The following is a 19,476-nucleotide window of genomic DNA, read 5'->3' as shown; positions in this document are numbered from 1 at the left end:
TGCACCTTTAGTGTTGACATATGATAAAATAGATTTCAGAGAAATTGTCGGGAGAGTTACCTTGGAAAAATCAGCAGAAAAACGTGAAGCCCGTATATCGGCGCGTTATAAAAACGTGCTTAAAAGTTTAGATAATACTTGGCATATATTAGATGATGAGCGGGTACCAATTGTTCGCGAAGTACTGGATTGGCTAGATCATCCAGATCAAAAGTTAAAAATAATCCATATTGCTGGCACGAACGGGAAGAGCTCGACTGGTGCCATGATGGGTGCAATTTTGCAGGCTAATGGCTATTCTTATGGCCATTTTTCAAGTCCGTTTATGTTGTCAGCAAGAGAACAAATTCGTATTAATGATGCCATGATTTCTAAAAATGATTTTGTCATTTATTATGACCGGCTTGTTGCATGTTTTAAAGCCAATGGGGTGTCATCAAATCATTTGACGCATTTTGAATATTTCACAGTGATATCATTATTATATTTTGTCGATCAGCAAGTAGATTTTGTCTTGTTTGAGGCAGGATTGGGTGGCCTGAGAGACGCGACAAACGCCATTGATACACCGTTGCTAACAGTATTTACAAAAATCAGTATTGATCATCAGAACTTAATCGGTCGAAATTTGACAGAAATTGCGGAAAATAAAGCTGCAATTATTAAAAAAGGCACTTGGGTGATCGATTATGCGGGTCAGGACATAACAGCGCGTAATGTTTTGAAAGCAAAAACAGCAGCGGTCGGTGCACGGTGGTTTGACTATCAACAAGATCAAATCATTATTGCCAATACAACGCCTTCAGGTTTGGATTTGATTGTTAACGGGACACCAGGCTATTTTTTGAACATGTCGGGTGCTTTTCAAGTGCATAATTTTAGTATTGTATTAAAAATTAAAGCTGCGTTGACTGCTATGGGTTACACGTTTATACAAGAGAAGACACGTGAAGGCCTTGCGAATGTCAGCTTATTAGGGCGCATGAATTATCATAAAACAACAAACATTTTAGTTGACGCTGCTCATAATGTGGATGGCATTAATGGTCTGGTATCGGCTATCAGTGCATGGCACTTGAAAATCAAGCCAACTTTAATTTTAGGTGTGTTAAAAGACAAAGATTATCATGAAATGTTGGATACTATTATACCTGTTGTACAACGTGTGATTACAGTCACACCAAACAATAAAACGCGTGCATTATCTGCAGAAGAACTTGCAGCAGAGATATTGACAAACTATCCAAATGTTGATGTTGAAATAGCTAATGACGCTTCGGCGGCCGTTTCACTTGCAATGCGTGTTCGAGAATCATCACAGGCTCTGATTGTTGTGACAGGATCTTTCTACACATTGAGTGCTATTCAAACAGATAACCGAATCTAATGTGTATCGCACAAGCATAGGATGTTATAATTGAAGTTATTTATAATAATTAAGGAGAAGAGATATGACTTTAGAGTCTCCTCAAAATTTTTTTTGGCATGATGTTGTCAAAAATGCCCAATTGGGACATGAAACAATAGGCAAACAACCTTTTTTTAGTATGGCACCAATGGAGGCAGTAACAGATACTGTGTTTCGACGTGTGATTGCACAGGCCGGTGCACCAGATGTTTACTATACGGAGTTTACAAATGCGAGTTCGATGGTTCACCCACAGGCCAAGTTTTCTGTTCAAGGCCGGTTAGCTGTGGCTGAAAATGAAAAACAACCGGTTGCTCAAATTTGGGGGTCACGACCAGAAGAAATTGCTGGGGCCGCTAAAATTTTGGCAACCATGGGTTATCAAGCTGTTGATATCAATATGGGTTGTCCAGATACAACTGTGATTAAAAATAGTGCGGGTTCTGATTTGATTCGGCATCAAGAGTTAGCAAAACAAATTATATCAGCAGCTAAAACATCGGGTTTACCCGTTTCTGTTAAGACACGTTTGGGTTTTTATAAAGCTGAAGAATTCCGCGATTGGTTGCCCACTATTTTACGTGAACAGGTGGCCGTGTTAACTGTTCATTTGCGCTCACGGAAGGAAATGTCAAAGGCACCTGCACATGAAGAATATATAGATGAAATTCTAGCTATGCGTGACGCCATTGCACCGCAAACATTAATTCAAATTAATGGGGATATTAAAACACGTCAATCGGGGATGCAACTTGTAGAAGCGCACCCTGGCATAGATGGCATTATGATTGGTCGCGGTGTCTTTGAAAACCCCTATGCATTTGAAGTCAAACCCAAACAGCATACTTTAGAAGAATCAATTGCATTATTGAAATTACAACTGGATTTGTTTGACGATGTCAATGCAAATATCGCGCCTAAACATTTTGAGGCACTAAAACGTTATTTTAAAATATATTTGCGTGGCTTTGCGCATGCATCAGCATTACGTCAGTTGCTGATGGAAACGCATGCCACAGATGAAGTGCGTGATATATTAGATCGTGAATTGGCGAAAGTTTATGCAGTAGTGGCCGCAGATGAACATATTTATCGTGATAATAGCGTAGCAAGTGCAGATATGGCTGAAGCCAATAAACTAAAATTAGTGCGCGAATCAGAGAAGGCTTAATGAGTGGTGTGATATTTAATGACAGATACACGTGAAATCCTTGTAAAATAGTTAAAAAAAAAGTTATAACTGACAGCATAACAAGTTTTTTGTATAATTGAAGTTATGGAACTCACGAGCAAAACAATTGAAAAATTATTGACGGCGCAAAACTTATTAATATCAAAGCCCAACACGGCAATGACATTTGATTTTTTACATTATGACACGCGTCAGGTTAAGACAAATACATTGTTTGTTGTCAAAGGCGCCTTTCGGGCAGAATATTTGACGCATACAAATGATATAACAGGTTTAATTACGGAGACATTATTAGACGTTCCTTTACCTCAATGGCAAGTAACAAATGTGCAAAAAGCACTTGCCATCATGTCGATGGCGTTCTTTAATTATCCACAAAAAGCCCTGTGGATTGGTGCTTTTACAGGAACAAAAGGGAAAACAACTGCCGCGTATATGGCCTTTAATATCTTAAAAGATGCTACTAATAATCATACGGCGTTGTTTTCAACCGTTGATCGTATTACAGGCACACGCCCTGAAGATAAGAAAAAATCAGACTTAACAACACCAGAATCATATGAATTATTTAAAGATATGCGTCAAGCGGTAAATAATGGCATGACACATTTAGTTATGGAAGTGAGCTCACAAGCCTATTTGAAACAGCGCGTTTATGGCTTACGTTATAATGTCGGCGCATTTTTAAATATTTCGCCGGATCACATTGGACCAAATGAACACCCAACTTTTGAAGATTATTTAGCCCATAAAATGATGTTGTTTGATCATTCAGATCAAGTTATTGTGAATGCTGAAAGCGATCATCTCAATGAAATTTTGGGACATGCTAGGCAAACACATGACAAAATTTATACGTATAGTTTAAAGGGACAGGGTGGCAATTATACGTATGTATCACGAGAAAGTGCTATTCATGAAAGCCGACTAAGTGTTGCGTCAAGTGATTTAAGTGAACTTGTTGGTGACTATCGTTTGAATTTACCAGGTGATTTTAATGAGTCAAACGCTATGGCTGCATTAATTATGACGGCACTTGCTGGGGCAAAACATGAAAACATGGTTCATGGATTAGATGTTGTTTTTATACCTGGCCGTATGTTAAGTTTGCCAATCGCAGGTCACGGAGTTGCTTTTGTAGACTATGCTCATAATTATGCATCGATGCGTGCATTGCTCAATTTTGCTCAAAATCAATATCCAAACGGTAAAGTATTAGTAGTGGTTGGCTCGCCTGGGAATAAAGGGGTCTCGCGTCGCGCTGATTTTGGCCGTGTGGTCTCGGAACTGGCAGATGTTGTCTATTTGACAGCTGATGACCCACAGTTTGAATCACCGAAAGCTATTGCCGATGAAATTGCTGAAAACATTAGTAATGCGCAACTTGAGGTTCATTTTGAAATGAATCGTATCAAGGCAATTTTTGAGGCTATCAAGCAAGCAGGTGAAAAAGATATTGTCATAGTTGCTGGTAAAGGTGAAGACCCTTATCAAAAAATTAATGGTGTAGATGTCCCTTATGTTGGTGATTATGCTGTTGTTCAGAGTTACCATGATTAAATGACATTATGAAAAAGGCTAGAAGTTCGTCACTTCTGGTCTTTTTGTGATTCTAGTGCACTTTTGCTAGTGTGACTATGATAAATATGATATCATTAGTATATGACAAATCCAATTGAAGAATCACACACAAAATCAGGTAAAATACCCCTCAGAATCGACCCAGAATTGCATGAAATGCTTGTAACACGTGCAAACAAAGAGGGGCGTTCGTTGAATAATTATTTAACAAAATTACTAGAGGCCGGTTTGCGGCCGTCAACTTTTGAAGATCGGCAATTTGTAGGGCAAGTGATATCAGGTGAAAATTTTGATTTAGCTAGTCGATTGGTGTCCATTTCAGGCATTTATTATCGTTATTTGATCGATAATGCGACAGCGGCTAAAGCAGATGCAAGATATGCTGTTATAGAAGCAAATGGGAATATTTTAACATTACGAGAATTGAAATAAGGTATCATTTTCAATTCAATAAGCTATTTAATAAGGGAGAACAACATGATTTTTTTTAGAATTGTACCGCAGAATAACGCTGGGTTAGTCGAAACATTGGGGAAATATAGTCGTCGTAGAGAGGCTGGTTTGCATTTTTATGTGCCATTTATCCAAACAATTCGTAATGTCAGTTTGGCGATGCGCCCGTTACGTTTACCAGATTATTCAGTTATCACTGCTGATAACGCTGATATTAAAGCGAGTGTGACATTGAATTATCACGTGACAGATGCTATGAAATATATGTACGAAAACACTGACTCTGTTGAGTCAATGGCACAATTAGTACGTGGTCATCTACGTGATATTATTGGTCGTATGGAGTTGAATGAAGCATTAGGATCAACCACAAAAATTAACGTACAGTTAGCCGAAGCGATTGGTGATTTAACAAATACATATGGGATCAATGTTGATCGCATAAACATTGATGAATTACGGCCATCAGTTTCTATTCAAGAAGCCATGGATAAACAATTAACAGCTGACCGAGAACGTGTGGCTACAATTGCTAGAGCAGAAGGTCAGGCACGTTCAATTGAGTTAACCACAAAAGCGACAAACGATGCGTTAATGGCAACAGCCAAAGCCGAAGCTGACGCCACTAAAACACGAGCTGATGCAGAACGCTACCGCATTGATACCGTGCAGGCTGGACTAGCAGGAGCTGATGATAAGTATTTCCAGAACCAATCAATTAATGCATTTACAACTCTAGCTGGTTCGTCAGCGAACTTAGTTGTTATTGACGGTAAAGAAGTTTCTAAGCTTGGTCAATTACCGGTTGTTGGAAAATTACTTGAAAAAGGTTTGAAATAACGCGTTTAATAGCACACCGTTGAAGACCAAAAAATTGGTTAATAGGTGATGGATTTGTGAAAAAAGCAACACAATAAGATATGCTAAATCTGTCTGTTTAGTGGGGAAAAATGTTTAAAGAAAAAAATATTTTGGTAATGGTTTCTGGGAGTGTTGCTGCTTACAAGGCGGCTACATTTGTACGGTTATTGACGAAATCTGGTGCCAACGTTCGCGTTGGCATGACAACTGCTGCACAGAAATTTATTACCAGCAAAACCTTATCAATCTTGTCAGGAAATGATGTTTTAACTGATTTATTTGTTGGGCATACATCAGAGGTTGTCCATATCAGTTGGGCGAAATGGGCAGATTTCATTTTTGTTGTTCCGGCAACTGCTAATCTCATTGGTAAAATTGCACAAGGAATAGCGGATGATGCGGTAACTGCAACCATTATGGCGTCGTCTGCTGATAAAATAATTGCACCAGCTATGAACGATAATATGTGGGCGAATCCAGCGGTTGTGAGAAATATGAAAACATTACAACAAGATGGTTGGTTGGTGATTGAACCGACTATCGGTTTTCTGGCTGAAGGGTACGCAGCAAAAGGTCGTTTGCCAGAACCAGTCGATATTTTAGAGCAAACCGATGTGCGATTGCGCGCAAAAAGTGGCCTGTTAATAGGTAAAAAAGTTGTTATTACGGCTGGCGGCACGCGTGAGGCTTTAGATCCAGTACGCTATTTAACCAATCGTTCAAGTGGTAAAATGGGTTACGCTTTAGCACGTGCGGCTGCTGAAAATGGGGCAGAAGTTGTTTTGATTACAACGACAGCGCGCGAGAATATATTTGGCGTTGAACAAGTATTCGTTAGTTCGACGCAAGAGATGTTAGTGGCAGTAACTCATGCATTTTCAGATGCTGATATTTTTATTAGCGCTGCAGCAGTTTCTGATTTCAAGCCGGCAGAGTTCGCGACACATAAAATTAAAAAGCAAACTGATAGTGGATTAACACTGAATCTCGTACAAAACCCAGATATTTTGCAAACTATTGGTCAGTCTAAAAAAACGAATCAAATTGTAGTTGGTTTTGCTGCTGAGACACAAGAAATATTGGCGCATGGCAAAGAGAAGTTGATCAAAAAACAGGCTGATATGATAATTGCCAATGATGTCAGCAAGTCGGATACGGGCTTTTCATCTGATGATAACGCTGTGACAATTCTAATACCAGACCATTTGCCAGAAACACTTTCGAAAACATCTAAAATAGAGATTGCCAGAGCAATCATGGCACGTATTATAACATTGAAATGAATCGCTATTTATGATAGAATATGGTGTTACATACTGATTACAGGAGGAAACATGTTAAGGTGTTAATAAAAACATAATTGGCTAAGAAAGATGTCAATTTTGTTATTATCTTAGACAGTTTAATATGCTGAAAAAAATGGCAGACGAAGAAGAAGAAAGCAAGGCATCAAAGTACCATATTGGTGATGTTTTGCTTGCACCAGCTTATGGCAATCTAGAAAAGCCATTTACTGGACAAGTAGAAAAAATATATGAGAATGCCTTGTTAGTTGAAATTACGGAAAATGATCCTGCAGATCAACCAACAGTTAATGAAATGAACCACCGGGCAATCGTCCGTATGGACGAGATCGAAGTGATTCAGCAGGCACCAGTCTTAGAACCAGAAAAGACTGATGATAACATTGAAGAGTAAAAAAGTTTCATAATCATTTATTCGTAGCGAGTCTGAGAAGGTGAAAGTCAGATATAAATGGAAACGGCGCGTACTTGGAGTTATGAGTGTTATATTGAGCGGCGAAAGCTATTAGAGTGGTACCGCGGGTGAAAACTCGTCTCTTGTTAAAATGACAAGAGACGAGTTTTTTTATTCAGTTAATCAAAATAAGGTATAATAGTAACTAGTAAAAAAAGGAATGAATAATAATGGCAGATAATGATATGGTTGTTGCAGCACTGGCAAAGGTGTTGACAGATTTTAAACCAGAAGAAATTTCAGAAAAATTAGAAGCACCTAAATCATCAGATATGGGTGATGTCGCTTTCCCAACCTTCACATTGGCAAAAGTTTTGCATCGCGCACCGCAACAAATTGCAGCAGATATTGTGGCTAACATTAATCAAGTAGGCTTTGAAAAAGTTGTTGCAACGGGTCCTTACGTTAATTTTTTCTTAGATAAACAAGCGACGTCACGTCACATTTTGGGTAAGATTCTGAAGGAACAATCGCATTATGGTAGCAACACAGATGGACAAGGTGCACATGTTCCGATTGATATGTCATCACCTAACATTGCTAAACCGATGTCTATGGGACATCTACGATCGACAGTTATCGGCAATTCATTGTCTAATATTACCGCCAAAAATGGCTATGTTCCAGTTAAAATTAATCATTTGGGAGATTGGGGGACACAGTTTGGTAAGTTAATATATGCGTATAAAACTTGGGGATCAGAGGAAGCAGTAAAAGCTGATCCGATTGCCACACTATTGCGTTATTATGTCGAATTTCATGAAAAAGCCAAAGATGATGACAAGTTGAATGATGCGGGTCGTGCTTGGTTTAAAAAATTAGAAGATGGTGATTCAGAGGCGCATGAATTGTGGCGGTGGTTCCGTGCTGAATCTTTAAAAGAATTCACAGCAATTTATGATCGTTTAGATATTACATTTGATTCTTTTAACGGTGAAGCTTTCTATAATGATAAGATGGACAAAGTGGTTGATATTTTAGAAGAAAAAAACCTCTTAGTTACATCACAAGGCGCTCGAATTGTTGACTTATCTGGGATTAATCCTAATTTAACACCAGCAATGATTAAAAGATCAGATGGGGCCACGTTATATATGACACGTGACTTGGCAGCAGCTGTTTATCGTAAAGAAACATATCATTTTTCAAAGTCATTATATGTGGTTGGCGGCGAACAACGCGAACATTTTGTGCAAATGAAGGCAGTTTTGTCATTAATGGGATTTGAATGGTCAGATGACGTGGAGCATATTTCATTTGGTTTGATTACCTTTAATGGTAAAAAAATGTCGACCCGTAAAGGGGATGTTGTATTGTTAAAGGACGTTTTGGATGATGCCCACGACTTAGCTTTGAAGCAAATACAGGAAAAAAATCCAGCACTTGAAAATAAAAACAGTGTTGCCGAGCAAGTTGGTGCGGGTGCCGTTATATTCCATGATTTAATGAACGATAGAACAAATAATTTTGATTTTAATTTGGAAGAAGTTGTTCGTTTTGAAGGTGACACAGGCCCTTATGTGCAATACACTAATGCGCGTGCTAAATCAATTTTGCGTAAAGTTAATGTTGACATCGTTGATGATAATTTAGATTTGGACGATGCTGCAACATGGGATATCATAACAACACTTAATAATTTTCCTGACACAGTCCAACGTGCCTGGCAACAACGTGAGGCAAGTATTATTGCAAAATATGCCTTAACTTTGTCACGTGCCTTTAATAGGTACTACGCTAATTCAAAAATATTAACAAATGATCAACAATTAAATGCACGTTTGGCGTTAGTGCAATCGGTGACAATTGTCTTGTCAGAAAGTTTGCGTTTGTTAGGTGTGAAGTCACCAGAAGAAATGTAGCTTTGCGTAGGTGTTAACTGAGATAAACAAGCATCAGTTCTGACAGTTCTCAATTAGGAGAAAGATATGATTTCAAAGCAACAACGTCAAGAATTAATTCTTGATATTATTCAAAATCAACTTATCACGAGTCAAGAAGAATTACTGAGCGAACTGTTAAAACATCATGTTGAAACAACACAGACAACAGTTTCACGGGATATTCGGGCACTTGGTATTGTGCGCATCAAGGATATCAATGATGATTTGCGCTATCAGCAATTACAAGATCAAGATGAAACACCTGATTTAATCGTGACTGAAAATGTGGTAGATGCCGCCATCATGGAGTATGCTGTATTTGTCAAGCGTGTCCAATTTATGACAATTATAAAAACAGCTGATTCAAGTGGTAACGCTGTTGCTGGTATAATTGATGATGCAAATTTACCGCAAGTGATTGCAACATTAGCTGGATTTGATACAATTTATGTGACAAGCCCAGATGAAGTAAGTGCGGAAACGTTAACCAAACGTTGGTCGGCATTGATAGGATAGTCTATGAATCGATTGAAGCGTATAATGAAAAAAATAAATGAGAAATTTAGACCAATCGCTAAACGCTGGCAATTTGGTCGTTTTCTTATTATAGTTTTCTTGACATTGTTTTTGACTATGAGTATTTACTTGGTTACCTTAGCTAAAACAGCACATGTCAAAAACTTACATGCGACGTTGGCACAAACAACAACTGTTTATGATGATTCAGGTGCGAAAGCAGGTGAATTATACTCGCAAAAAGGAACTTATGTTAAGTATAATCGCATATCTCAAAATATGCGTGATGCGGTTATCTCAAGTGAAGATCGCAATTTCTATCATGAGTATGGTTTTTCTGTCAAAGGTATTGCCCGTTCGGTGGTACTTAATCTTAAAAATAAGCTGGTAGGTTCGTCTGCTATTGCTGGTGGTGGCTCTACTTTGACACAACAACTTGTCAAAAATGCTTATTTGACCCAAGAACAGACTATCACACGTAAGGCTAAAGAAATTTTCTTGTCCATGCAAGTCGAGCAAGATTATACAAAAAACCAAATATTGACGATGTATCTTAATAATGCTTGGTTTGGTAATGGTGTTTGGGGTGTTGAAGATGCCTCTCAAAAGTATTTTGGAGTACACGCTAGTGAGTTGACAACATCTCAAGCAGCCACGTTGACTGCCATGTTACCAAGTCCAGCTTTGTATAATCCAATCGATCATCTACAAGCTGCAACTAACCGGCGTAATATTGTTTTAGGTACAATGGTTGAAACAAAACGCTTGTCAGCAGCACAGTCAAAGCGCGCACAAGCTGTACCTATGACTTTGAATGATACGTACGATGGATCAAATAAATATCAGTACCCATGGTTTTTTGACTCTGTTATCAGTGAAGCAATTAAAACATACGGGTTAACTGAAAGCGATGTCATGAATCGTGGTTATAAAATCTATACAACGTTGAATCAACAAGACCAAACAAATTTGCAACAAAATTTTAATAATAGTGCGATGTTTAATTACAATACAGATGCACAAGCAGCAAGTGTTGTATTAAATGCTAAAACTGGTGGCGTTCGTGCCCTTGTAGGCGGACGTGAAGAGAAACATACATTCCGAGGCTTTAATTATGCAACACAATCAAAATTGTCACCAGGCTCATCAATTAAACCTATTGTTGTTTATGCACCAGCCCTAGAACGAGGATACAGTATCGACACGAGCTTGCCGAATACGACACGTACGTTCGGCACAAACGGCTGGGAAGTTCATAATGCATTGAATGTACAAACAAATGACTTGCCGATGTATGAAGCTTTAGAACATTCCTATAACGTACCGGCAGTTTATTTGTTAAATAAAATTGGCGTTAATGCAGGTTATGCTAGTGCACGTAAGTTTGGTCTACCATTATCAGATAAAGATAAAAACCTTGCTTTGTCATTAGGTGGGCTAACGGTTGGTGTTTCACCCATGCAAATGGCACAAGCCTACACCGCTTTTGCTAATGACGGTGTCATGAGTGACGCGCATTTTATTACAAAAATTGTTGATGCAACTGGGAAAGTTGTTGTTAGCAGTCCTAAAGCTAAGCAAAAACGTGTCATTAGTTCACGTGTTGCGGACAATATGACACGTATGATGCTGGGTACTTATACTAACGGGACCGGTTTAGGAGCAGCACCTGCTGGGTTTACTATTGCTGGTAAAACAGGCACAACAGAGAATCCTAATGATACAGAGAACAGTCAATCATCTAAAGATTCTTGGGCCATGGCTTATACAAAAGATGTTGTTGAGGCCACTTGGATGGGGTTAGATGATAAGAGTGAAAATAATAGTTTGCCGCTTGGCCTGACCGCCACTATGGGGCCATTGGTGAAGACATCATTAGAAGAAATTTTGCCAAATACACCAGGTACAAACTTTAATGTCACAAATCCAAACAGTAATAGTGCTAATACTGACAAGGGATTTAATTGGTCAAATATTGGTTCTGATTTCTCAAAGGGTGTTGATAATGCAGTAGATGGCGCCAACAAGGCTTGGCAAACAGTTAAGGGATTGTTTGGCAATTAAAATAATGCGTACGCTAGAGACAATGTCGCAGCTGTAATATTTAAAACAAAAAAGGAAAAGAAAATGACAGTAAATATTTATGATAACGCCAATGAAATGGCTAATGTGCTTAAACAGACACAAGAATACACAGCTTGGCAAGACGCTTTTGATGGCATTCAAGGGAATGAAGAAGCTAAGCGCTTGTTTGGTGAGTTCCAAGAAGTGCAAATTGCAGTACAACAAATGATGCAAATTCAACAACAACCAAAGCCAGAGCAAGAAAAAGAATGGGATGCTATCGCAGCTGAAGTTCAAAAAAATGAGCTGATTACGGCACTTTTGACAGCTGAACAAGCATTAAATAAGTTACTCACGGAATTGAATGATATTATCACAAAACCTGTTGCTGATGCCTATGCAAAGTTGCGCAAATAATTGTAAAAAGATTAATATAATTGCTTTTTACATGAAAAGAGAGAAATACTATGCAAAATAAATTTGTTCAGTTTTTAAAAGAATGGGTGGCACCAATTTTGGTTGCTGTTGTTGTGGTTTCTTTGATTCGAGTGTTCCTATTCGAGTTTGTACGTGTGAATGGGCCATCGATGACACCAAACTTGCAAAATGATGAATTAGTTTTGTTAAGTAAAGTTTCCAAATATAAACGCGGTGACGTCGTTGTATTTAATGCACGTCAAGAAGACCCAAGAGTGAGACCTGGTGAAAAAGATTATGTTAAGCGTATCATCGGTATACCAGGCGACACAGTCTCTTATAAAAATTCTAATTTATACGTGAATAATAAAGTTGTTAATCAAAATTATATTGGCATCAATGAGCGAACACAAGGCACTGAAATGTCATTTGGCAGCGAATGGTCGTTAGCGACGTTATCGTCTACTAATCAATGGCAAGAAAAAGATCGTAACCATACTAAGGTGCCAGCAGGGGAATACTTTGTTATGGGAGACCACCGGTCAGTTTCTAATGATGGTCGTTATTTTGGATTTATTGATAAGCAACATGTTCGAGGCAAGGTATATGTCCCTTTCTGGAATTCAAATAAAACAGCTAAGCAAAATATTAATGGTCAAAACAAACTGTTTTTTGCAAACTGAATTTGCATAGTTGTGAAAAAAATGATAATATATGAGAAACGATAAAACCTTTAATTAAGTCCAGAGAGACTTACAAGGCTTTTAGATACTGGGGTCAAAGTCCATACTTTGACCGTAATTTTCTAGAACCGCGTAAGTCAAAAGACTTATGCGGTTCTTTGTATAAAAAGGAGTATTATGCGACATTTTTTGAATATAAATTCAGTAAATGAATCTGATGTGCTAAAATTAATTCAGCGGGCGTTAGCATTTAAGTCAGGTGTGCAGCCCGATCAGACAAATTTGACGGTCAGTAATCTGTTTTTTGAAAATTCAACACGTACGCATAGTAGTTTCCAAATGGCAGAAAATAAGTTGGGTTTTCAACAAATAAGAATTGATCCTCAAAGTAGTTCAATGTCAAAAGGTGAAAGTTTAGTCGACACGCTGAAAACATTAAAAGCAATTGGTGTTGATGTTGCTGTTATTAGGCATAGTGTCACGAGTTGGTATGACAATGTTTTAAGTACAGGTGGACATGCTATACCACAGCTTGTGAACGCTGGGGATGGTAGCGGTCAACATCCCTCCCAAAGTCTATTAGATTTGGTGACGATTTACGAGCAATTTGGTCATTTTGATGGTTTAAATATTCGAATTGTTGGTGATTTAATGCATTCGCGTGTGGCCCGTTCAAATGCTGAAATTTTGAAAAAATTAGGCGCTAATATGACATTTTCTGGCCCAGAAAATTGGCAACCAAAAGATTTTAGTCAATTTGGTGAATTTGTGGTTATGGATAAGGATTGGGAACAACTTGATGTTGTGATGTTTCTTCGTGTGCAACATGAACGTATCACACAGACTGAAAATCAAACTTTTTTAACCAAACAATATCATGCTAAATTTGGACTGAATAAATTACGATATGAACAACTCAAAGCGCAGGCAATTATCATGCATCCAGCACCAGTCAATCGTGATGTGGAAATTGCTGACGAATTTGTTGAAGCGTCAAAATCACGTATCTTTGAACAAATGACTAATGGGGTGTTTGCAAGAATGGCAATATTAGAATATACAATGGAGACAAATCATGCAACTTATTAAAAATGTTAAGATTTTGGAAAACAATCATTTAGTTACACGTGACGTTTTAATTGATGGTAAAAAAATTGTTAAGGTATCAGAAAACAATCATTCAGAGATTGATACGATTGATGCTAAAGGTGCATTTTTATCAAGTGGACTAGTTGATGTACATGTTCATTTTCGCGAGCCTGGTTTTAATTATAAGGAAACGATTGCGACTGGTTCTCAAGCTGCTGCACGCGGTGGTTTTACAACAGTTATTGCGATGCCAAACCTTAACCCTGTGCCAGACACGGCAGAACGGCTAGCTGCACAAATTAAATTAAATGACACAAATGGCATGGTTCATGTTAAGCAATATGGCGCTGTTTCAGCTGATTTGACAGCATCTGAAGTATCAAATATCGCAGGAATGGCAGCTGCTGGTGCTGTTGCATTTAGTAACGATGGCAAAGGCGTACAAACCGCTGATACCATGTTACAAGCGATGCTGGCAGCAGCACAAGTTGATAAGCCGTTGGCAGCACATTTAGAGGATGACTCTTTGTTACATGGTGGCGTTATGAACGCTGGGGAACAATCTAAAAAATTAGAAATCCCTGGAATTACTGGTTTAGCGGAAAGCTCACAACTGGCACGTGATTTGGTGTTAGCCAAAGCGACAGGTGTTCACTATCATGTTGCCCACATTTCGACAAAAGAGTCAGTTACATTAGTTCGAATTGCAAAGTCGCAGGGCGTAAATGTTACGGCTGAGGTTTCACCACATCATGTTTTGCTTTCTGATACAGACATCAAAGGTGATAATGCGCTATTTAAAATGAATCCACCTTTACGTTCACAGGCAGATCGACAAGCCGTATTAGCCGGGTTATTGGATGGCACAATTGATATGATTGCAACAGATCATGCACCACATGGTACGGCAGAAAAAAATAAGCCATTTCGAGAAGCACCGTTTGGGATTACAGGGATTGAAACAAGCTTTCAATTGCTGTATACACATTTAGTGAGATCAGGCGTTATGACGCTAGAGACACTCTTGCAACGTATGATAAAGGCACCAATAGCTGCCTTCAAACTTGAAGCACCAACTGAGATTAAGGCTGGTGAAACAGCTGACCTAGCTTTGTTTGATTTAGAACATCAGGAAACGATTTCAGCAGCCAATTTTAAATCAAAAGGTAAGAATACACCATTTATTGGCTGGCAAGTTTACGGCAAAACACTGGCAACTTGGGTGGATGGTAAATTAGTTTATCAATCATTCTGAACGACGCAAACACGATAACGAGGATAATGGGACATGAAAAAACGCTATATAGTACTTGAAAATGGCTCAGTATACGAAGGCGAGTCCTTCGGATCTGATGTAGATGTGATGGCAGAATTGGTCTTTAATACCGGCATGTCAGGCTATCAAGAATCAATAACTGATTTATCATACCGTGGTGAAATGATTGTGTTTACCTATCCTTTAATTGGGAATTATGGCATTAATCGTGATGATTTTGAAAGTTTACGACCAGCAGCTTCAGCAATCGTAGTACATGAAATTGCACGTCGACCAAGCAATTGGCGTAAAATGATGAGTTTGGAAGAATGGGCAGAACGAACAAATATGCCTGGCATCACTGGTGTTGATACACGTGCACTGACACGAGAGTTACGTGATAATGGTGTCATGAAAGCGGCATTAGTTAATGAAGTGACCGATGAAATTTTCTCTGAGATTAAAAAATTTGTGCCTTCAAAAAATATGGTTGCGGATGCCACAACAAAAACACAATACCAAAATCCAACGGATGGTGTATCAATTGCCTTGATTGATTTTGGATTAAAAAATTCAATTTTACGTTCTTTAGCAAAGAGAGGCGTCAATGTCATGGTGTTTCCAGCCAACGTTGATGCAGAAACTATTTTAGCAGCCAATCCTGATGGTATATTATTATCAAATGGTCCAGGCAATCCCCAAGATGTTGCTTACGCTATTCCCACAATACAAACATTGCAAGAACAGTTACCATTAATGGGTATTTGCTTGGGACATCAATTGTTTGCTATAGCTAATGGGGCGGAAACATACAAATTAAAATTTGGACATCGTGGTTTCAATCATGCGGTTCGTAATTTGTCAAAGGAACGGTTAGACTTTACTTCTCAAAATCATGGTTACGCTGTCAATCGTGATAGTTTATCAAAAACCGATCTTGTTGTGACACATGAAGAAATTAATGATCTCACAGTTGAGGGTGTCAGACTAAAGAATCACCATGCTTTCTCTGTTCAATTTCATCCAGACGCAGCACCAGGTCCACACGATGCCGAATATCTATTCGATGATTTTTTGAACATGATTGAAAACGCCAAGAAGGAGACAACACAAAATGCCTAAACGCACTGACATCAAAAAAATATTGGTGATTGGCTCTGGTCCAATTGTTATTGGTCAAGCAGCAGAATTTGATTATTCGGGCACGCAGGCCGCACTTAGTTTGAAGGAAGAAGGCTATTATGTCATTTTAGTTAATTCGAATCCTGCAACAATTATGACGGATGCGGAAATTGCAGATAAAGTCTACATAGAACCCTTAACAATTGACTTTATTGAGCGTATTTTGCGTAAAGAACGACCTGATGCTATTTTACCAACATTAGGCGGGCAAACTGGACTAAATATGGCCAAAGATTTGTCTGAAGCTGGGATATTAGATGACTTACATATCGAGTTGTTAGGCACAAAGCTGTCAGCAATTGAAGAGGCTGAGGATCGCGAAGAATTTAAAGCGCTAATGGAACGCTTGAATGAACCTATTCCTGAATCAACGATTGCAACGACACTAGATGAAGCATTAGAATTTGCTGATACACACAGCTATCCTGTCATTGTGCGCCCAGCGTACACATTGGGTGGTACTGGTGGTGGTATTGCTGAAACGCATGCAGAATTAACTGAAATTGCAGCGAATGGTTTAGAATTATCACCCGTCACACAAGTATTGATTGAACGATCAATTGCAGGCTATAAAGAGATTGAATTTGAAGTTATGCGTGATGCACATGATAATGCATTAGTTGTCGCTTCAATGGAAAATTTTGATCCAGTTGGTATACACACAGGTGATTCAATTGTCACAGCCCCAGTACAAACATTGTCTGACCGTGAAGTTCAAATGATGCGTGATGCGGCGTTGAAAATTATTCGTGCTCTAAAAATTGAAGGTGGTGTCAATATTCAAATGGCACTCGATCCAGATTCATACAAGTATTACATTATCGAAGTTAATCCACGTGTGTCGCGTTCGTCTGCATTAGCATCAAAAGCAACAGGTTATCCTATTGCTAAAATGGCTGCTAAGATTGCTGTTGGTTTGAATTTAGATGAAATTATTAATCCTGTTACTGGGACAACAAAGGCAGAATTTGAGCCAGCATTGGACTATGTGGTATTTAAAATTCCACGTTGGCCATTTGACAAATTTGCCACAGCTGATCGCCGTTTAGGGACGCAAATGAAAGCCACTGGAGAAGTTATGGCAATCGGTCGTAACATGGAAGAAGCGTTGTTGAAGGCTGTACGCTCATTAGAAATTGGCGCAATCGGATTAGATGACATCACTTTTGATGAACTATCAGATGAAGAATTGTTGCAGGCATTGATGCCAGCACGTGATGACCGCTTATTTATGATTGCTGATTTATTACGTCGTGGCGTGACGATTGAAGCTATTCATGACAAAACGTTGATCGATGAATTCTTTTTGGACAAAGTGCTTCATATTATTGAAATTGAACGTGATTTAGCACAAAATGTTGGTGATTTAAATCAGCTGACTTATGCTAAGAAAAATGGTTTTGCTGATGCGACTATCGCTAATATTTGGCATACAACAACAGCTGATGTGCGTCAGTTAAGAACACAAGCAAATATTTTACCAGTCTACAAAATGGTTGATACGGTGGCGGCTGAGTTTGAGTCGCAAACACCATATTACTATGCAACTTATGAGCGTGAAAATGAATCAATCAAAACGGATAAAAAATCAGTCATTGTACTAGGTTCAGGGCCAATACGTATTGGGCAAGGTGTGGAGTTTGATTATGCCACTGTTCATGCAGTAAAAGCCATTCAACGTGCGGGTTATGAAGCGATTATTATGAACTCTAACCCTGAAACTGTGTCGACTGACTTTTCTATTTCTGATAAATTGTATTTTGAACCGTTAACATTAGAAGACGTGTTAAATGTGATTGATTTGGAGCAACCTATTGGTGTTGTGGTACAATTCGGTGGCCAAACAGCAATCAATTTAGCACAACCTTTGACAGAAAATGGGGTGCATATTTTAGGCACAACAGTTGAAGATTTGAATCGTGCTGAAGATCGTGAAGCTTTTGATCAGGTCATCAAACAATTAAAACTACCACAACCAATAGGAAAAACGGCCACAACAGTTGCTGGTGCTTTGGCAGCGGCACAGGAAATCGGTTATCCGGTTTTGATCAGACCATCATATGTACTTGGTGGACGTGCGATGGAAATCGTGACATCAGACGAAGAATTAAAAGATTATATGCAACGTGCAGTTAAAGTGTCAAATGATCATCCCGTCTTGATTGATTCATATTTGGTTGGTCAAGAAGCTGAAGTTGATGTTTTGTCAGATGGTCAAACAGCCGTTATTCCAGGTATAATGGAGCATATTGAACGTGCAGGCGTACATTCTGGTGACTCTATGTCTGTCTATCCACCCCAATATTTGTCACAAAAAGTACAAGATGAAATGACGCAAGCAGCCATTAATTTAGCACAAGCTATGCATACGATCGGCTTAATGAACGTGCAGTTCGTGATTCATGAAAATACAGCTTATGTGATTGAAGTCAATCCACGCGCGTCGAGAACAGTACCATTTATTTCTAAAGTGACACATTTACCGTTAGCACAATTGGCAACACGTGTAATGTTAGGCGAAAAATTAGCAGACATGGGATTTGAAACTGGGTTAGTACCGGCTGATGACATGGTTCATGTTAAAGCACCAATTTTCTCATTTACCAAGTTACCAGATGTCGATTCGTTGCTTGGTCCTGAAATGAAATCTACTGGTGAAGTAATGGGTTCTGATACGACGTTACCAAAAGCCCTTTATAAGGCCTTTGTTGCTTCAAATATTAAAGTCCCACAATATGGTAATGTGCTCTTTACAGTTGCTGACGATGATAAAGAAGAGGCGTTGATTTTGGCTAAACGCTTCAATGATTTGGGATTTGCCTTGTTTGCAACATCAGGTACTGGTGCCTATCTTGATTCACATGATATGCCAGTTGAGGTGCTAGATAAAATTTCAGAATCTAACAATAACTCAGTAGAAGCATTGAAAACACAAAAGTTACAAGTCGTCATTAATACGACACAAGCTGATGATCGGGCAGAATCCGATGGTCGCCTCATTCGTAACGCAGCAATTGAAAATGCTGTACCACTGTTTACAGCGTTGGATACAGTTAACGCTTTCTTGGATGTTTTGGAGAGTCGCAGTTTTACAGTCAATGAAATGAAGTAATTGATTGTTGTTAATGGCACTA

At 38.7% G+C, this 19,476-nt stretch carries 16 protein-coding genes; all 16 read left to right on the top strand.

Annotated features, from left to right (window positions below):
- The first annotated feature begins 61 nt into the window (after positions 1–61).
- The 16 genes from AB3K24_RS05670 to carB all read left to right on the top strand — a co-directional run bounded on the left by AB3K24_RS05670 (position 62) and on the right by carB (position 19,454).
- Positions 62–1,387, top strand: a complete 1,326-nt coding sequence (locus AB3K24_RS05670; protein WP_367974225.1) for a bifunctional folylpolyglutamate synthase/dihydrofolate synthase — start codon at positions 62–64, stop codon at positions 1,385–1,387.
- Between the two features lie 64 nt (positions 1,388–1,451).
- Positions 1,452–2,579, top strand: coding sequence for a tRNA dihydrouridine synthase (locus AB3K24_RS05665; RefSeq protein WP_367974224.1), 1,128 nt, complete (start codon positions 1,452–1,454; stop codon positions 2,577–2,579).
- 105 nt (positions 2,580–2,684) lie between these two features.
- Entirely contained in the window at positions 2,685–4,160 is a 1,476-nt protein-coding gene (gene murE / locus AB3K24_RS05660; RefSeq protein ID WP_367974223.1) for a UDP-N-acetylmuramyl-tripeptide synthetase, read from the top strand.
- Positions 4,161–4,262: 102 nt separating this feature from the next.
- Complete coding sequence (locus tag AB3K24_RS05655) at positions 4,263–4,613, top strand: toxin-antitoxin system HicB family antitoxin (protein ID WP_367974222.1); 351 nt, start codon at positions 4,263–4,265, stop codon at positions 4,611–4,613.
- 45 nt (positions 4,614–4,658) lie between these two features.
- The gene (locus AB3K24_RS05650; protein WP_367974221.1) at positions 4,659–5,474 is read left to right on the top strand and encodes an SPFH domain-containing protein; all 816 of its coding nucleotides are present in this window, start codon (positions 4,659–4,661) and stop codon (positions 5,472–5,474) included.
- Positions 5,475–5,584: 110 nt separating this feature from the next.
- Positions 5,585–6,778 (top strand): bifunctional phosphopantothenoylcysteine decarboxylase/phosphopantothenate--cysteine ligase CoaBC, encoded by a 1,194-nt coding sequence (gene coaBC / locus AB3K24_RS05645; RefSeq protein WP_367974220.1) that lies wholly within the window; start codon positions 5,585–5,587, stop codon positions 6,776–6,778.
- A gap of 136 nt (positions 6,779–6,914) precedes the next feature.
- Complete coding sequence (locus AB3K24_RS05640) at positions 6,915–7,193, top strand: hypothetical protein (protein ID WP_367974219.1); 279 nt, start codon at positions 6,915–6,917, stop codon at positions 7,191–7,193.
- A 230-nt stretch (positions 7,194–7,423) separates the two neighbouring features.
- Entirely contained in the window at positions 7,424–9,115 is a 1,692-nt protein-coding gene (gene argS, locus AB3K24_RS05635) for an arginine--tRNA ligase (protein ID WP_367974218.1), read from the top strand.
- A gap of 66 nt (positions 9,116–9,181) precedes the next feature.
- Entirely contained in the window at positions 9,182–9,652 is a 471-nt protein-coding gene (locus AB3K24_RS05630) for an arginine repressor (protein WP_367974217.1), read from the top strand.
- Between the two features lie 3 nt (positions 9,653–9,655).
- Entirely contained in the window at positions 9,656–11,716 is a 2,061-nt protein-coding gene (locus AB3K24_RS05625) for a PBP1A family penicillin-binding protein (protein ID WP_367974216.1), read from the top strand.
- Positions 11,717–11,779: 63 nt separating this feature from the next.
- Entirely contained in the window at positions 11,780–12,133 is a 354-nt protein-coding gene (locus AB3K24_RS05620; protein WP_367974215.1) for a YlbF family regulator, read from the top strand.
- 50 nt (positions 12,134–12,183) lie between these two features.
- A complete protein-coding gene (gene lepB, locus AB3K24_RS05615) occupies positions 12,184–12,816 on the top strand; it encodes a signal peptidase I (RefSeq protein WP_367974214.1) in 633 nt (210 codons plus the stop codon).
- Between the two features lie 177 nt (positions 12,817–12,993).
- On the top strand, positions 12,994–13,905 hold the full coding sequence (locus AB3K24_RS05610; RefSeq protein WP_367974213.1) for an aspartate carbamoyltransferase catalytic subunit: 912 nt from the start codon (positions 12,994–12,996) through the stop codon (positions 13,903–13,905).
- Complete coding sequence (locus AB3K24_RS05605) at positions 13,892–15,160, top strand: dihydroorotase (protein WP_367974212.1); 1,269 nt, start codon at positions 13,892–13,894, stop codon at positions 15,158–15,160. Before AB3K24_RS05610 ends, AB3K24_RS05605 begins: the two co-directional genes overlap by 14 nt.
- Before the next feature lie 33 nt (positions 15,161–15,193).
- Positions 15,194–16,282 carry a carbamoyl phosphate synthase small subunit gene (locus tag AB3K24_RS05600; RefSeq protein ID WP_367974211.1) on the top strand — a complete coding sequence of 363 codons (1,089 nt, stop codon included), beginning with the start codon at positions 15,194–15,196 and terminating at the stop codon, positions 16,280–16,282.
- Positions 16,275–19,454: a carbamoyl-phosphate synthase large subunit gene (gene carB / locus AB3K24_RS05595; RefSeq protein ID WP_367974210.1), complete on the top strand. Its 3,180-nt coding sequence runs from the start codon at positions 16,275–16,277 to the stop codon at positions 19,452–19,454. The genes AB3K24_RS05600 and carB overlap by 8 nt, the downstream gene beginning before the upstream one ends.
- Positions 19,455–19,476: the final 22 nt, after the last annotated feature.

This window comes from Leuconostoc aquikimchii (assembly GCF_040838325.1).
In the GTDB taxonomy this organism is placed as follows: domain Bacteria; phylum Bacillota; class Bacilli; order Lactobacillales; family Lactobacillaceae; genus Leuconostoc; species Leuconostoc aquikimchii.
This window is presented reverse-complemented; position numbering and strand designations above follow the sequence as displayed.

Excerpts from the sequence above, each read along its gene's own strand:
- AB3K24_RS05665 (WP_367974224.1), top strand. The coding sequence starts at position 1,452 with ATGACTTTAGAGTCTCCTCAAAATTTTTTTTGGCATGATGTTGTCAAA.
- murE (WP_367974223.1), top strand. The coding sequence starts at position 2,685 with ATGGAACTCACGAGCAAAACAATTGAAAAATTATTGACGGCGCAAAAC.
- AB3K24_RS05655 (WP_367974222.1), top strand. The coding sequence starts at position 4,263 with ATGACAAATCCAATTGAAGAATCACACACAAAATCAGGTAAAATACCC.
- AB3K24_RS05650 (WP_367974221.1), top strand. The coding sequence starts at position 4,659 with ATGATTTTTTTTAGAATTGTACCGCAGAATAACGCTGGGTTAGTCGAA.
- coaBC (WP_367974220.1), top strand. The coding sequence starts at position 5,585 with ATGTTTAAAGAAAAAAATATTTTGGTAATGGTTTCTGGGAGTGTTGCT.
- AB3K24_RS05640 (WP_367974219.1), top strand. The coding sequence starts at position 6,915 with ATGGCAGACGAAGAAGAAGAAAGCAAGGCATCAAAGTACCATATTGGT.
- argS (WP_367974218.1), top strand. The coding sequence starts at position 7,424 with ATGGCAGATAATGATATGGTTGTTGCAGCACTGGCAAAGGTGTTGACA.
- AB3K24_RS05630 (WP_367974217.1), top strand. The coding sequence starts at position 9,182 with ATGATTTCAAAGCAACAACGTCAAGAATTAATTCTTGATATTATTCAA.
- AB3K24_RS05625 (WP_367974216.1), top strand. The coding sequence starts at position 9,656 with ATGAATCGATTGAAGCGTATAATGAAAAAAATAAATGAGAAATTTAGA.
- AB3K24_RS05620 (WP_367974215.1), top strand. The coding sequence starts at position 11,780 with ATGACAGTAAATATTTATGATAACGCCAATGAAATGGCTAATGTGCTT.
- lepB (WP_367974214.1), top strand. The coding sequence starts at position 12,184 with ATGCAAAATAAATTTGTTCAGTTTTTAAAAGAATGGGTGGCACCAATT.
- AB3K24_RS05610 (WP_367974213.1), top strand. The coding sequence starts at position 12,994 with ATGCGACATTTTTTGAATATAAATTCAGTAAATGAATCTGATGTGCTA.
- AB3K24_RS05605 (WP_367974212.1), top strand. The coding sequence starts at position 13,892 with ATGCAACTTATTAAAAATGTTAAGATTTTGGAAAACAATCATTTAGTT.
- AB3K24_RS05600 (WP_367974211.1), top strand. The coding sequence starts at position 15,194 with ATGAAAAAACGCTATATAGTACTTGAAAATGGCTCAGTATACGAAGGC.
- carB (WP_367974210.1), top strand. The coding sequence starts at position 16,275 with ATGCCTAAACGCACTGACATCAAAAAAATATTGGTGATTGGCTCTGGT.